At 42.4% G+C, this 14,401-nt stretch carries 12 protein-coding genes; 5 read left to right on the top strand and 7 right to left on the bottom strand.

Annotated elements, in window-relative coordinates; all coding sequences use genetic code 11:
- Positions 1–4 precede the first annotated feature (4 nt).
- A complete protein-coding gene (ettA, locus tag ACPD8L_RS02970) occupies positions 5–1,696 on the top strand; it encodes an energy-dependent translational throttle protein EttA (RefSeq protein ID WP_423941774.1) in 1,692 nt (563 codons plus the stop codon).
- A 9-nt stretch (positions 1,697–1,705) separates the two neighbouring features.
- Here ettA and ACPD8L_RS02975 read toward each other — a convergent pair whose 3' ends face one another.
- Positions 1,706–2,383 (bottom strand): hypothetical protein, encoded by a 678-nt coding sequence (locus ACPD8L_RS02975; protein WP_423941775.1) that lies wholly within the window; start codon positions 2,381–2,383, stop codon positions 1,706–1,708.
- Positions 2,384–2,452: 69 nt separating this feature from the next.
- Positions 2,453–3,244 carry an MBL fold metallo-hydrolase gene (locus ACPD8L_RS02980; RefSeq protein ID WP_423941777.1) on the bottom strand — a complete coding sequence of 264 codons (792 nt, stop codon included), beginning with the start codon at positions 3,242–3,244 and terminating at the stop codon, positions 2,453–2,455.
- 164 nt (positions 3,245–3,408) lie between these two features.
- On the opposite strand from ACPD8L_RS02980, the gene ACPD8L_RS02985 reads away from it, so the two are divergent.
- On the top strand, positions 3,409–4,296 hold the full coding sequence (locus ACPD8L_RS02985; RefSeq protein ID WP_116218903.1) for a hypothetical protein: 888 nt from the start codon (positions 3,409–3,411) through the stop codon (positions 4,294–4,296).
- A 77-nt stretch (positions 4,297–4,373) separates the two neighbouring features.
- Here the strand turns inward: ACPD8L_RS02985 and fumC are convergent, their stop codons facing one another.
- A complete protein-coding gene (gene fumC / locus ACPD8L_RS02990; RefSeq protein WP_293300312.1) occupies positions 4,374–5,771 on the bottom strand; it encodes a class II fumarate hydratase in 1,398 nt (465 codons plus the stop codon).
- 159 nt (positions 5,772–5,930) lie between these two features.
- Between fumC and ACPD8L_RS02995 the strand changes: the two genes are divergently transcribed.
- Together ACPD8L_RS02995 and ACPD8L_RS03000 are read left to right on the top strand one after the other, a co-directional pair.
- Entirely contained in the window at positions 5,931–6,824 is an 894-nt protein-coding gene (locus tag ACPD8L_RS02995; protein ID WP_116218901.1) for a DUF2167 domain-containing protein, read from the top strand.
- A gap of 66 nt (positions 6,825–6,890) precedes the next feature.
- A complete protein-coding gene (locus tag ACPD8L_RS03000) occupies positions 6,891–7,064 on the top strand; it encodes a hypothetical protein (protein ID WP_165357395.1) in 174 nt (57 codons plus the stop codon).
- A gap of 53 nt (positions 7,065–7,117) precedes the next feature.
- Here the strand turns inward: ACPD8L_RS03000 and ACPD8L_RS03005 are convergent, their stop codons facing one another.
- The 4 genes from ACPD8L_RS03005 to prfB form a co-directional block, all read right to left on the bottom strand.
- Positions 7,118–9,613 carry a TonB-dependent receptor gene (locus ACPD8L_RS03005; RefSeq protein ID WP_116218900.1) on the bottom strand — a complete coding sequence of 832 codons (2,496 nt, stop codon included), beginning with the start codon at positions 9,611–9,613 and terminating at the stop codon, positions 7,118–7,120.
- A 101-nt stretch (positions 9,614–9,714) separates the two neighbouring features.
- Entirely contained in the window at positions 9,715–10,185 is a 471-nt protein-coding gene (locus tag ACPD8L_RS03010; protein WP_421809296.1) for a hypothetical protein, read from the bottom strand.
- Between the two features lie 71 nt (positions 10,186–10,256).
- Positions 10,257–10,598 (bottom strand): arsenate reductase (glutaredoxin), encoded by a 342-nt coding sequence (gene arsC / locus ACPD8L_RS03015; RefSeq protein ID WP_116218898.1) that lies wholly within the window; start codon positions 10,596–10,598, stop codon positions 10,257–10,259.
- Between the two features lie 107 nt (positions 10,599–10,705).
- Positions 10,706–11,801, bottom strand: a protein-coding gene (gene prfB, locus ACPD8L_RS03020) for a peptide chain release factor 2 (protein WP_423941780.1) whose coding sequence is annotated in 2 segments (ribosomal slippage) — positions 10,706–11,737 and positions 11,739–11,801 — 1,095 coding nt in all. Because the reading frame shifts where the segments join, the coding sequence is not laid out codon by codon here.
- A 180-nt stretch (positions 11,802–11,981) separates the two neighbouring features.
- Between prfB and ACPD8L_RS03025 the strand changes: the two genes are divergently transcribed.
- On the top strand, positions 11,982–14,384 hold the full coding sequence (locus ACPD8L_RS03025; protein WP_423941782.1) for a zinc-dependent metalloprotease: 2,403 nt from the start codon (positions 11,982–11,984) through the stop codon (positions 14,382–14,384).
- Positions 14,385–14,401 lie beyond the last annotated feature (17 nt).

Genomic DNA, 14,401 nt, shown 5'->3' on the forward strand with positions numbered 1-14,401 from the left:
CCAAATGTCAGACGATAAAAAGGTCATTTTTTCAATGTCCGGGGTTACCAAGACCTTTAAAACGGCCAATACCCCCGTACTCAAAAATATTTATCTCAGCTTCTTCTATGGGGCTAAGATTGGGATTCTGGGTCTTAATGGTTCCGGTAAATCCACCTTGCTCAAGATTATTGCCGGAGTGGATAAGAACTATCAGGGTGATGTGGTATTTTCCCCAGGATATACGGTAGGATATCTGGAGCAGGAACCTCAATTGGATGAAGAAAAGACCGTACTTGAAATCGTCAAGGAAGGCGCTGCCGAGACCGTTGCTATTTTGGACGAATACAATAAGATCAACGATATGTTCGGTCTTCCCGAAGTATATGAAGATGCCGATAAGATGCAAAAGTTGATGGACCGTCAGGCGATACTTCAAGATCAAATTGACGCATCGAACGCATGGGAACTGGACACCAAATTGGAGATTGCCATGGATGCGCTGCGTACGCCTGAATCAGACAAGAAGATTGGGGTGCTTTCTGGCGGGGAACGAAGACGTGTGGCCTTATGCAGGTTATTGCTACAAGAACCCGATGTACTATTGTTGGATGAACCTACCAACCACTTGGATGCAGAGTCCGTACATTGGTTGGAACACCATTTGGCACAATACAAGGGAACGGTGATTGCCGTAACGCACGACCGTTATTTCCTGGATAATGTAGCTGGCTGGATTTTGGAACTGGATAGAGGTGAAGGCATTCCTTGGAAAGGGAATTACTCTGGATGGTTGGACCAAAAGGCCAAGCGTTTGGCACAGGAAAGCAAACAGGCCTCCAAAAGACAAAAAACTTTGGAACGTGAGTTGGATTGGGTTCGTCAAGGAGCCAAAGGAAGACAGACCAAGCAAAAGGCCCGTCTGAAGAATTATGACAAACTCCTTAGTCAGGACCAAAAACAGTTGGAAGAAAAACTGGAAATCTACATCCCCAATGGACCCCGATTGGGCACCAACGTTATTGAATCCAAGGGGGTAAGCAAAGCTTATGGGGATAAATTGTTGTATGAAGACCTAAACTTCAATCTACCCCAAGCAGGGATTGTTGGAATAATTGGCCCCAACGGTGCGGGTAAGACCACCATCTTTAGAATGATTATGGGAGAAGAAACCCCGGATAAAGGCGAGTTTATTGTTGGGGATACCGCCAAACTGGCCTATGTGGACCAATCTCATTCTAACATCGACCCAGAAAAGAGTATTTGGGAGAATTTCAGTGATGGACAAGAATTGGTGATGATGGGAGGGAAGCAAGTGAATTCCCGGGCCTATTTAAGCCGATTTAATTTCTCTGGTAGTGAGCAGAATAAGAAAGTAAACATGCTTTCCGGTGGAGAGCGTAACCGACTTCACTTGGCCATGACTCTAAAAGAAGAAGGCAACGTTTTACTTTTGGATGAGCCCACCAACGATTTGGATGTGAATACCTTGAGGGCTTTGGAAGAAGGTCTCGAAAATTTTGCAGGTTGTGCCGTGATCATTTCCCACGACAGATGGTTCTTGGATAGGATCTGCACCCATATTTTGGCTTTTGAAGGGGATTCACAGGTATATTTCTTTGAAGGATCTTTCTCCGATTATGAGGAGAATAAAAAGAAACGCTTGGGAACGGATATCATGCCCAAGCGTATCAAATACAAGAAACTTATTAGGTAGACGGGAATTTTACTCTTCTCCGCCGATATTTTTCAATCCTTCCTCAAGAAGTTTTCTGGCATTTTCCAGATAGGCTTTTTGGTGATACTCCAAACTATTGGAGTCAATGCTGTTGCCATTTAGGGTTCCAATGGTTTTTGAAAGCTCCACAAGCTGGTCAATGGCCTCTTTGGCCGAATTTAGTTTTTCGCTGGAGTGTTTCTCAAATACCTTGATCATCTCCATTTCCATAGCATTTTCAGGAGCTTCATCATCAGCATGGGCCTGGTGTTCCATAGTGGTGGTCGCATTATCAGCAATGGTCACCGTGGTAGAAGCACCTAAAGTACATTCATCCAAAATGGTGATCAGGTCATTGATTTGCCCAAGGGCCTTTTTGGTAAAGTACCTGCCAGCTTCCCAATCAACGGGTTCAATGGCTTTGTCCAAGGTCTCCAAGGCGTCTAAAGTTTTGTTCTCTGCCTTGGCGCAATCACATTCATTTTTGAACTGTTCCGATTTTTCAAGGGCCGTCAAAGCCCTTTCAGCATAATACATTTGGTGCTCAAAATTGGTGGCCGACATTCCTTTTTTGCAATGGTTCAGCGCATAGGTCACCTTGGAATAAAAATTGTCACATTGGGAAAAAGCAGCTTGTAGTGCACAGAAAAATGCAATAGCTACTAAAACATGGGATTTGGGAGCCATGGTAAAGTATTTTTTGATTTGGTTAAGTCTGTTATCTTAACGACAATGTAGGGGAAATATTTTATTCCATCAAAAATCGTCATTCGGATACCAATCCAATTGGATTACCCCAATACTGGGATTCCCTTTATTTACAAGCTCTTTAAACCTTTTCACATCACTTACATCGGGTCGACCTCTATAGTGGTATGGGTAGACTTCCTTGGGTTGAAATTCCAAAACGGCATCCGCGGCACTATCTTCGGTCATGGTATAGGGAAGGTTCATGCACACAAAAGCCTTGTCAATGTTTTTTAGGGCCCTCATTTCCGGAATGTCCTCGGTGTCCCCAGAAAAATAGAGACGCTGCCCACCAATAGTCAAGAGATACCCATTTCCACGTCCTTTGGTATGAAAATCCAACGCTTCTTCCCGTAAATTATACATGGGAATGGCTTCAATCGCTATTCCGGAATGGGTTTTGGTGTCCCCATTGTTCATGATATACAAGGCCAAGGTAGACTCGCTTGGAATTTCATCTGCAACAGCTTGGGGAAGAATAATTGTAGTGTTCTCTGTTGAAACTTCTTGGAGGGTCTCCAAATTAAAATGATCACCATGTATATCCGTCACCAAAATTATATCAGGGCTGTTTTGTCCTTCAAAAGCAGATTTCCCTCCTACAGGATCTATATATAAGGTAACATCATTCCATTCCAAAACTGCAGTGGCATGCTCAATAGGTATGATAGAGACTTCTGAAGGGATATCCATTTTGCTTTCAAAAACGGTTTCATGGGTTTCCTCCTGTGACTTATTTTTTGACTTGCAACTGGCAATCAACGCAATTCCTAAACACAAAATGGTAATTTTTTTTATCATGACGACTCTTTTGAAGTTCCTTTAAAATTAAGGTATCTGAATCTTTACAGTGATTTTTTTAAGATTATTTTATTTCAAATGATCCAAACAATAATCTGAAGCGTATATAAACCAAACACGATTGATTAAAAACCTTAAACGAGAATCAATTAACACAAAAAGTTATGACAGAAGCAAAAAATAACAACGGATTGAAGGTAATTGCTGGTTTGTTGGGTGTAGTTCTTTTGGGAACCATTATCTACACTGTTAGCCTTTACCAAGATAAAAAGGAGACCACTCAAGCCCTTACACAAGAAAAGGAGTTGGTTGTTGAAGATTTGAACAACTTGAAATCTGAGTACGACAAAGCTATCCTTGAAAGCAACGCCACTAACGAAGAGTTGGTTGCCGCTAGGGACAACATTGCAAAGTACATCGATTCAGTACAGGGTATGAAAGCCGATATCGCTTCCCTTTCAAGATACAGAAGACAAGTAAGCGTTCTAAAGGCTGAAAGAGAAAAACTATTGAAACAAGTAGATTCCTTGACACAGTCCAACAGCTTGTTGGCCATGCAGCGCGACAGTACGTTCACCGAGTTGGAAAAACAAACTGTTTTCAACGATTCCTTGATCGTACAGAACACCCAATTGGCCGATGCTGTGGAAAGAGGTTCTGCACTTAACCTTTCTGTTATCAGCGTAGATGCTGTTAAGGAAAGAAGTAGCGGTAAATTGGTATCTACTTCAAGAGCAAGGGCTACCGATAAACTTAAAGTATGTTTTACAGTGGCCAACAACACTATTGCCGAGGCTGGTGACAGGGAGTTCTTCATTGAAGTATTGGGTCCTCAAGGAAACGTTCTTGGAGAAGGATTGACCAAAGCTACTGAGGAAGGAGCTTCCATTACATACAGCAAAGGAACCAACTTTTATTATGAGAACAGCTCCTTGGATGTATGTGATTACGTAAACAAACCTGCTGGTGACTACCAAAAAGGAAACTACATGGTCAATGTTTATGACAACAAGTTGAAATTGTTGGGTACTTCCAAATTTGAGTTGAAATAATACACACACTATCCATAAACCATAAAAGGCCCGTCCAATTTGGACGGGCCTTTTGTTTTTTTTTAGAAGGTTAGCAACTATTTTAAGCTGCCCACCATATCTTCCGGTTTTACCCAAGCATCATATTCTTCTGGGGTAACGTACCCAAGATTAACGGCCTCTTCCCGTAGGGTTGTACCATTTTTATGGGCTGTATTGGCAATTTCAGCAGCTTTATAATATCCAATTTTAGTATTTAACGCTGTAACCAACATCAAGGAGTTGTTCAAAAGGGTTTTGATCACTTGATGGTTGGGCTCAATACCCACTGCACAGTTTTCATCGAAACTCACGCAGGCATCACCCAATAGTTGGGCCGACTGAAGAATGTTTGCGGCCATCATGGGCTTAAATACATTCAGTTCATAATGGCCTTGCGTGCCGCCAACGCTTATGGCCACATCGTTGCCTAATACCTGTGCGCACACCATGGTAAGTGCTTCACATTGTGTGGGGTTTACTTTACCGGGCATAATGGAGCTTCCGGGTTCATTGGCCGGTATAATGATTTCCCCTATTCCGGAACGGGGACCTGAGGCCATCATTCTAATATCATTGGCAATTTTGTTGAGCGACACTGCCAATTGTTTAAGGGCGCCGTGGCTTTCCACAATGGCATCATGTGCCGCCAAAGCTTCAAATTTGTTTTCAGCAGTTATGAATGGAAGTTTGGTGAAATCCGCAATGTATTTGGCAACAAGGACATCATAGCCCTTTGGGGTATTAAGTCCAGTACCTACGGCAGTTCCGCCCAAGGCAAGTTCGCTCAAATGGGGCAATGTGTTTTTCAAGGCCTTCAGTCCGTGCTCCAACTGTGATACATACCCGGAGAACTCTTGTCCCAAGGTTAGGGGAGTGGCATCCATTAAGTGGGTACGCCCAATCTTCACGACTTCCTTAAACTCTTTGGATTTTTTCTCCAAGGTATTTTTGAGTTGTTCCACTCCCGGAATGGTTACCTCTACAATCTTTTTATAGGCGGCAATGTGCATTCCTGTGGGGAAAGTGTCATTGGAAGACTGGCTTTTGTTCACATCGTCATTGGGCTGGATGGTTTTTTCGCCTTCCCCAATTTTCTTGCCGGCAATTTCGTGGGCCCTATTGGCAACTACCTCATTGACATTCATGTTGCTTTGGGTCCCGGATCCTGTTTGCCAAATCACCAATGGAAATTGGTCATCGTGTTTTCCGGACAGGATTTCGTCGCAGACTTGGGAAATCAAATCCCTTTTTTCCACGGCAAGAACACCCAGTTCATGGTTGGCATGAGCCGCGGCTTTTTTCAAATAGGCAAAGCCATAGACCACGTCCAGGGGCATGGAAGCCGAAGGGCCAATCTTAAAATTGTTTCGGGAGCGTTCGGTTTGCGCCCCCCAGTATTTGTCTGCGGGCACTTTTACCTCGCCCATGGTGTCTTTTTCTATTCTGAAATCCATTGGAATATGATAATTGATAATATGTAACAAAGATAAGCATGAAAATATCATGCATCTACATGAACCCAATAATGTTGCTTTTTGACTAAAATTTGTAATACAGCTTTTTCTTTTAACAAATTATTGGTTAATTGAAAACCCATTAACAACTCGCTAACCATGAAAAACTTAGTTTACTTAGCCTTATTCTTGGGTACATACACTTCATTTGCCCAAACAGATTCCACTGAAACTTATAACGAAATTGATGAAATTGCCTATCAACGAATTATTGATAGCATCAATAATTCGTTTACGTATCAAAAAGGAACCATTATACTTGGAGGTGATTTGGCAACTTTGAATGTTCCCAATGGATACAAATATCTTGATGGAGATCAAAGCAAAAGGGTTTTGACAGAACTATGGGGGAACCCTCCTTCTGAAAATTTAGGAATGTTGTTTCCTGAGGACACTCCCATTATAGGAGAGAATTTCACCTATGCGATTGAGATTACCTATTCTGAAGAGGGGTATATCGATGATAGTGATGCTGATGACATTGATTATGACGATTTGCTGGAAGAAATGCAGGAAAGCGCCATAGAAGAAAATAAATTCCGAACAGAACAGGGATATCCCACAGCTGAAATTGTTGGTTGGGCAACACAACCCTACTATGATCAAAATACAAAGAAGTTATATTGGGCCAAAGAAATTAAGTTTGAGGGAGAAGACGAAAATACCTTGAACTATAACATTAGGATCTTGGGAAGAAAAGGATATTTAAACCTGAATGCAATAAGTGATATGAATCAGTTATCGTTGGTCGAACAAAATGTGGATAAAGTAATATCCAGTACCGAGTTTAATGAAGGTTATAGATATTCAGATTTCGATCCGGATTTTGACGATGTTGCTGCCTATGGGATAGGAGGCTTGATTGCTGGTAAAATTTTGACGAAAGTTGGTTTTTTTGCAGCGCTTCTCAAATTTTGGAAAATTATTGCCGTTGGGGCCGCTGCACTTTTTGGTACTTTTCGAAAGAAAATTTTTGGTTCAAAAAAGGCATAAAAGTATCTTGGTAGTTGCTTGATAATACTTTTTCATTATATCTTTGTTGAACAAAAGGAAAGAATAATGTTCGAATTTGACCAATATCTAGGATTTTTAGCTTTTTTGACAATATTGACCATCGGTTTTTGGTTGATGATTTTCTTATTGACCTTTGTGGTCCCTTATTGGTTGGTCGGCAACCTTAGGGAAATGATGAAAGAAAAACGCGAGGCCAAAAAAGCCCAGCTCGAAGAATAAAAAAAGAAAATAAAAAAAAAGAAGCCTTTTGGCTTCTTTTTTTTGTCCCCAGCTTAGGAATTTCCTCCGCCTTTAAACTCTCCCTGCTCTTCACCACCACGTTCATCCCCGTCGGGTCGGTTTCCTTGCCTTCTATCCTTGGGCTGGTTAAATCGGTATATAAATGATAGGTTCACCTGTCTTTTTCTCCATTGAAACTCACTGTCCCTGATAAACGAAGCAGTTTGTGTATAGGATTGGCGCTTTCTTGAGTTGAACATATCACTTACATTCAATGAAAGTGTAGCCTTATCCTCGAACAAGTCCTTGCTCAATGCCATATCCAAAGAAAACATTGCCTCGGTTTCGGTTTGGGCATTTTGCCGTGGACCCATATAAAATGAATTTGCCTGAAGTTCCATTTTAGCGGGCAGTGTGAACTTGGAACTCAATCTAGTGAAAAAGCTTGAGTTGGAGGCACCGTAATCTACATTGTTGAACTCTCCATCTGTACTGAACATAAAGAAGTTGACGCTCCCATTCAATCTCCACCATTTTGTAGGACTGTACATTACACCTGCTTCCGCACCAACACGTTCATTGGTGGATAGGTTTATGGGCAGAGATCGGATAATCTGTATACCATCTGAAGTTACCTGGCCCGTTTCTTCCGTAATGAACTCAAAGGACCTTGTTTCCTTTTGATAGTAAATGGAAGAAGTGAAGGTCAAGGTTTTCCATCTTTTCATATATCCCAAATCAAAGGCATTGGCAAATGCAGGGTCAAGGTCCGGATTCCCTTGAAAAACATTGGTCCTACTAGATCTTGACGGGAACGGGTTGATGAACCAACCTCTTGGTCTGTTGATCCTTCTGTTATATCCAAGAGAGATGTTCTGGGTCTCGGAAATTTCGAAAACTAAGTTTACCGTAGGGAATAGACCCAAATAATTTTTATCAAAATTAAGGTCAACATCTTCCCCAATGAGTTCATCCAATACAGCGCCATCAATGTCAGAATCCACACTCCCTTTCATTTGGGTATTTTCCAAACGCAGGCCCAACAAAACAGAGAACTTGCCATACTTGTTACCATATTGGGTGTAGAGTGCGTTTACGTTTTCGTGGTACGTAAATATATTGGTCAAGTCGGTATTGGTTTCAAAATTGCCTGTACCTTGATTCAAGGTATCCAATTGATAATCATTGATTTCCTTTTCAAAATTACCTCGGTAACCTGCCTCAAATTGTGCATCGCCCATGGGTAGAACGTAATCTATCTGGGCCAAAATATCATCTTGGGTTTGCTTTTCATAAATGTTCTCAAGGGCCAACAAATTGTCATTTGGAAAAGTGTTGTTTTCCTGTATAACCGTCAAAAGATCCTCATCATCCGTTGAATATTGAAAATCTGCGGTAAGCTTGTGGCCATTATCATTTATGTTATTGGTATAATTTAAGGAATACTGACTGCTACGGTCATCCTCGCCTTGATCTTCCGTTCTAAAGGTTCGGCTGTCCAAGTTATTATCTATAAAACGCTGGTTGTCGTTTTCCGTCAGGTCATTTTCATCGGACCATCTAAAGAAAACACTACCGGTAATCGAAGATTTATCCGTTAGGAAATATTCCATCCCAAGATTTATGTTAAAACCATCGTCATTTCGACTGATATCCCTTTCTTCAATGATTCGATCAAACTGGCTAGCATCAGAAAGGTAGGTATTGTCATTTCTTCCTTCTCCCGGAGATTCCCTGTGGAAATACCCCAATGTGTTGAAAATATTGAACTTTTCAGTACGAATATTAAAATTGGTCGTTGCCCTTGCATTGAAAGGAATGCCCACGGTGGTATTCACGGACCCGTTGATACCCAATGTCTTTTCCTTTTTGAGGATAATATTCAGGATTCCAGCTGTTCCTTCTGCATCATAACGGGCAGACGGACTGGTGATGACCTCTACTTTTTCAATGGCATCTGCCGGTAATTGACGTAGGGCATCAGTTGAACCAAACCCTGCTAGAGCGGAAGGTTTTCCATTGATCAATATCCGCACATTTTCATTGCCTCGTAAACTTATGGCCCCTTCAACATCCACGGAAACAGAAGGAATATTGCCCAATGCATCACTTACATTTCCTCCACTAGTGGTGATATCCTTTCCAATATTATAGACCTTTTTATCCAGTCTTACCTCCACAGTGGTTTTTTCCCCGACGACTTCAACTTCTTGTAGTTGTGCTACATCAGGAGCTAGGATAATGGAACCTAAATTTGTGGAAGCGTTATAGGTTTGATTGGTACGGGCGTAGGTTTTATAGGAAATATATTCAACCCGGATATTATATTGACCTGGCGAAGCCTCAACCTCAAACTTGCCATCCAAATCTGTTATTCCACCGGTGACCTGATCGGGGCTGTTGGCGTTTTGCAGCACAAAAGTGGCATACTCCAACGGTTGACCGGAGTCTTGATCCACCACTTTTCCAGAAATGGTGATGGAATTTTGAGCTTGGATATTTACCGCAAATAAAGCGAATAGAAATAACGGGATGATGATTTTGTGCATAGTTTGGTTTTAAGTCGACAAATGTGGTAGGAAATTCAGAAGAACTGAAATTAATATCTGTCAACAGCACAATTGGGCCCGTCAATGACCTTAACGATTTGTTAATCTTTTTTCTTTTTCTTATTCTTCTTTTTCTTCTTGGATTTGAAGCGGTTCTCTTGGAGTTCCATAAATGCGTTGTATTTGTCCTCTGGCAAGCCGGCCTTTAACTCCTCATTTTGTTTCTTTTCAATCTTTTCCATTTCCTCCTTGGCCTTCAATGGCTCAAGACCCAAAATTTGAAGTTCTATCCGTTTTTGAACTGATTGTACCAAAGTAGTACGCACTACGGCCTCCTCAAAAGGGTTAAGGCCCAAAGCCTCTGTAATCGAGGGCATCTGCGAATCTACCACCTCTTCTGCTGTGGGGGGCTCCTCTTCTTTTGGGGTAGACTGTACTTGAGGGAGTGTACTTTGTCTTCTACCATATCGATTTCCATATGGAGAACCATATCCATACTGGGCAAAAGTCTCACTTGTAAAAAGTAACCCTATCAATAGGGTGATAATACTTAAGGTATGCACTTTTTTCATGACAGTCGATTCAATTTTCAAAAATAGGAAATCTATACTAATGTTGATATAAATACCTCTGAGCATCAATCTTATAGCAAGGTATTGATTTTTTCAGCCGGTCTACCAACAACGGCCTTTTTTCCATTGATTACAATAGGCCGCTCAATAAGTTTGGGATGTTCCACCATGGCGGCAATGATTTCATCATCGGAAAGTTCTTTCCCTTTATAATTTTCCTTCCAAATGGCTTCGTTCTTACGGATCAGTTCCATTGGGGACATGCCAAGAAACCCTAAAATTTCTTTTAACTCACTTTTAGACGGGATATCTTCCAAATACTTTACTATTTCAAACTCTTTTCCTGTGTTCTCCAAAAGTTCCAATCCTTCCCTGGACTTTCTACATCTTGGGTTGTGGTATATTTTGATCATATTTCTATAATTGTCTGATGTCTGATGTCTGATGTCTGATGTCTGATGTCCGATGTCCGATGTCCGATGTCCGATGTCCGAATGTATTTAAAAAAAGGCTTCAAAAACTATTCCTCTTTTTGCCCCATCATCATCAGATAGGCTTTCAAGAATGCGCTAATGTCCCCATCCATAACGGCATCCACGTTACCGGTTTCCTCTCCAGTACGCACGTCTTTTACCAGTTTATAGGGGTGCATCACATAATTTCGGATTTGCGACCCCCATTCAATTTTCATTTTTGAGGATTCTATCTCGGCCCGGGCCTCTTGTTTCTTCCGAAGCTCTATTTCATACAACTGCGATTTCAACATTTTTAATGCCGTGGCCCTGTTGTCGTGCTGCGAGCGCGAATCGGAACAGGAAATCTGTATCCCCGTGGGTTTGTGTACCAATTGGACCTTGGTCTCTACCTTGTTTACATTCTGTCCACCTGCGCCGCTTGAACGAGCGGTTGTGATTTCAATATCCGAAGGGTTGATCTCAATTTCAATGGTATCGTCCACCAGTGGGTACACATATACCGAAGCAAACGAGGTGTGGCGTTTGGCATTACTGTCAAAAGGGGAAATACGGACCAATCTATGCACTCCGTTCTCACCTTTGAGCCAACCAAAGGCATATTCGCCATCAATCTCCAAAGTCACGGTCTTTATCCCGGCAACATCGCCTTCTTGATAATTGAGTTCCTTGACCTTGTAGCCGTTCTTTTCGGCCCACATGAGGTACATCCGCATAAGCATGGAAGCCCAATCACAACTTTCCGTACCTCCGGCACCAGCCGTAATCTGAAGCACAGCGGTAAGCTCGTCACCCTCATCGGAAAGCATGTTCTTGAACTCTAGGTTTTCTATGACCAACAATGCTTTATCGTATTGTTGTGTCACTTCTTCCTCGGAGACTTCCCCAGCTTGTTGGAATTCCATCAAGACCTCAAGGTCTCCCAATAAGGCTTGGGCAGCATTGTAATCCTCTACCCATTTCTTTTTGGATTTTAAAAATTGCATTTGTTTTTGGGCTTCTTGCGGATTGTCCCAAAAATCCGGAGCCAAGGTTTTCTCCTCCTCGTTCTCTATTTCAATAAGTTTGGCATCAATGTCAAAGATACCTCCTTAACGCACCAAGGCGCTCAATAAGATCTTTCTGCTGATCTGTAGTGGTCATATACTTAACTTTCGCACAAAAATAAACTTCTTTTGGAATATAACTGAATCAAACTTGATTGGTAGACCAACACTTGTTTTGCTACTGCCAAACCCATCTCACACCCAATCTTTTAAAAAGACGTTTTCATATGTTTTTAAAAATGAAATACATATTTTTAAGTCCAATTTCCACACTATTATGAAGAAAAACATTACTCTGGCGATTATACTGTATTCGTTCTGTACTGTACTACAAGCGCAGACCTTTAACAAGGCAAAGGATTTTCAAAAGTTCAGCGGATATTTCAACTTTTACTACGACGATGAATCCGACAAAATATACCTCCAAGTGGATGAGTTGGACAAGGAGTTCCTATATGTGTATGCCCTGAGCAGTGGGATAGGAAGCAACGATATTGGTCTGGATCGCGGACAACTCGGGAACGAACAGGTGGTCTTTTTCAAAAAAGCTGGTAATAAATTGTTATTGGTACAGCCCAATTTGGAATATAGGGCCATCACCCAGAACAATTTGGAACGAAAATCCGTGGAGCAGGCTTTTGCCAAATCGGTATTGCACGGTTTCAAGATAGAGGAAGAGTCCCGTGGAAGTTATTTGATTGATTTTACTGATTTCTTGATGCGGGATGCCCACGGGGTGGCCAATAGGCTGAAAAGCACCAAACAGGGGGCGTACAGTTTGGACAAATCCAAAAGCGCGTTGGATTTTGAACGCACCAAGGCTTTTCCAAAAAATGTGGAGTTTGATGCTATACTTACCTTTGAAGGGACCCCTACAGGAAGCTGGATACAATCCGTGACCCCCAACCCCAGCTTGGTTACCGTGGCGCAACACCACTCACTGATTGAATTGCCAGATGACAAGTACCAAAAAAGAGAGTTCGACCCACGTAGTGGTTCATACCCATTTTCATATTATGATTATGCCACCCCGGTCCAAGAGTCCATTTTAAAGCGATTTGTGACCCGCCACCGATTGGAAAAGAAAAACCCAAGTGCCCCTGTGAGCGAAGCTGTGGAGCCCATTGTGTATTATTTGGACAATGGCACCCCGGAACCCGTTCGTTCTGCTCTTTTGGAAGGTGGAAGGTGGTGGAACCAAGCCTTTGAGGCCATAGGCTACAAAGACGCATTTCAGCTAAAAGTATTGCCCGATGATGCCGATCCTTTGGATGTTCGCTATAACGTGATCCAATGGGTGCACCGTTCCACAAGGGGTTGGAGTTATGGCAGCAGTGTTACCGATCCACGTACAGGAGAGATCATAAAAGGACATGTGAGCTTGGGAAGTCTGCGTATTCGTCAGGATTTTTTAATCGCCCAAGCTTTAATGAACCAACCATTTGCTGAACGGGATGATAATTACCAACCCATGCTGAATATGGCCTTGGCCCGAATCCGTCAGCTTTCTGCCCACGAAATAGGTCATACCCTTGGATTTGCCCATAATTTTGCGGCAAGTACCAATGACAGGGCATCGGTGATGGATTATCCGCATCCCCAGTTTGAATTGGATGGAAACAGCATAGATTTCTCCAATGCCTATGACACGGGGATAGGGGAGTGGGACAAAGTGACCGTGGCCTATTCCTATTCCGATTTTCCAAAGGGCACTGATGAAAAAACAGCCTTGAATGCCATCCTAAAAAAGGCCCAAGATGATGGTTTGCGGTATATTTCCGATCAGGATGCGAGACCCACAGGAGGTGCCCATGCCTTGGCCCATTTGTGGGACAACGGTAAAAGTGCGAGCCAAGAGTTGGAAAACGTTTTGCAGGTTAGGAAAACGGCCATCAATAATTTTTCCATGGACAACATCCGTACCGGCGAACCCAATTCGGTTTTGGAAGATGTATTTGCACCTTTGTATTTCTTTCACCGTTATCAGGCAGAAGCGGTTGCCAAGCTTGTAGGCGGACTGGATTACAATTATGCCACCAAAGGTGACGGACAACGTACGGTACATATGATAAACGAAGCGGTACAGGAACAAGCCTTGGAATCCATATTGGAAACCTTGGATGCCAAAGTAATTGCCATTCCACAGGATAAATTGGAGCTTTTTCCACCCAGGGCCATTGGATATTCAAGAACCCGTGAATCGTTCAATGGTAGGACAGGGGTGAGCTTTGATGCCCTTTCCGCTGCCGAAACCGCGGCCGATATGACCTTGGTACTTTTATTGCACCCAGAACGTGCCTCTAGATTGATTCAGCAAAAGAGCTTGGACAAAAACCAATTGGGACTTTCGGAAGTTTTGGAGGAAACGATAAAAAACACCATCGGAGCCTCTAACCGTGATGCCTATCTGGATGAAGTACAGCAGACGATTAATTTTCGGGTGTTGTACCATATCATGAACTTGGCCGCCCATGATGCCGTGCACCCTCAGGTAAATGCCGTAGCCCATGAATCCCTTAAAAACCTCAAGGCTTCCTTGCTTGGAGGTGAAAAAACAGCCATTGCCGTGGAAATGGTGCGGCGTATCGATGCGTTTTTGGACAAACCCGAAAATTTTAAATTGATACCGACCCCAAAAATTCCGGATGGATCTCCCATTGGAATGGATTGTATGAATTAGTTAAAGATAAATACAAG

It is taken from the genome of Flagellimonas algicida (genome assembly GCF_049629585.1).
Classification (GTDB): Bacteria; Bacteroidota; Bacteroidia; order Flavobacteriales; family Flavobacteriaceae; genus Flagellimonas.

What these genes read in the sequence shown, in the direction of transcription:
- ACPD8L_RS02975 (WP_423941775.1), bottom strand. Translation starts at nt 2,383, where the DNA reads ATGGCTCCCAAATCCCATGTTTTAGTAGCTATTGCATTTTTCTGTGCA.
- fumC (WP_293300312.1), bottom strand. Translation starts at nt 5,771, where the DNA reads ATGGATTTCAGAATAGAAAAAGACACCATGGGCGAGGTAAAAGTGCCC.
- arsC (WP_116218898.1), bottom strand. Translation starts at nt 10,598, where the DNA reads ATGATCAAAATATACCACAACCCAAGATGTAGAAAGTCCAGGGAAGGA.
- ACPD8L_RS03000 (WP_165357395.1), top strand. Translation starts at nt 6,891, where the DNA reads ATGTTCGAATTTGACCAATATCTAGGATTTTTAGCTTTTTTGACAATA.
- ACPD8L_RS02985 (WP_116218903.1), top strand. Translation starts at nt 3,409, where the DNA reads ATGACAGAAGCAAAAAATAACAACGGATTGAAGGTAATTGCTGGTTTG.
- ACPD8L_RS03010 (WP_421809296.1), bottom strand. Translation starts at nt 10,185, where the DNA reads ATGAAAAAAGTGCATACCTTAAGTATTATCACCCTATTGATAGGGTTA.
- ettA (WP_423941774.1), top strand. Translation starts at nt 5, where the DNA reads ATGTCAGACGATAAAAAGGTCATTTTTTCAATGTCCGGGGTTACCAAG.
- ACPD8L_RS03005 (WP_116218900.1), bottom strand. Translation starts at nt 9,613, where the DNA reads ATGCACAAAATCATCATCCCGTTATTTCTATTCGCTTTATTTGCGGTA.
- ACPD8L_RS02980 (WP_423941777.1), bottom strand. Translation starts at nt 3,244, where the DNA reads ATGATAAAAAAAATTACCATTTTGTGTTTAGGAATTGCGTTGATTGCC.
- ACPD8L_RS03025 (WP_423941782.1), top strand. Translation starts at nt 11,982, where the DNA reads ATGAAGAAAAACATTACTCTGGCGATTATACTGTATTCGTTCTGTACT.
- ACPD8L_RS02995 (WP_116218901.1), top strand. Translation starts at nt 5,931, where the DNA reads ATGAAAAACTTAGTTTACTTAGCCTTATTCTTGGGTACATACACTTCA.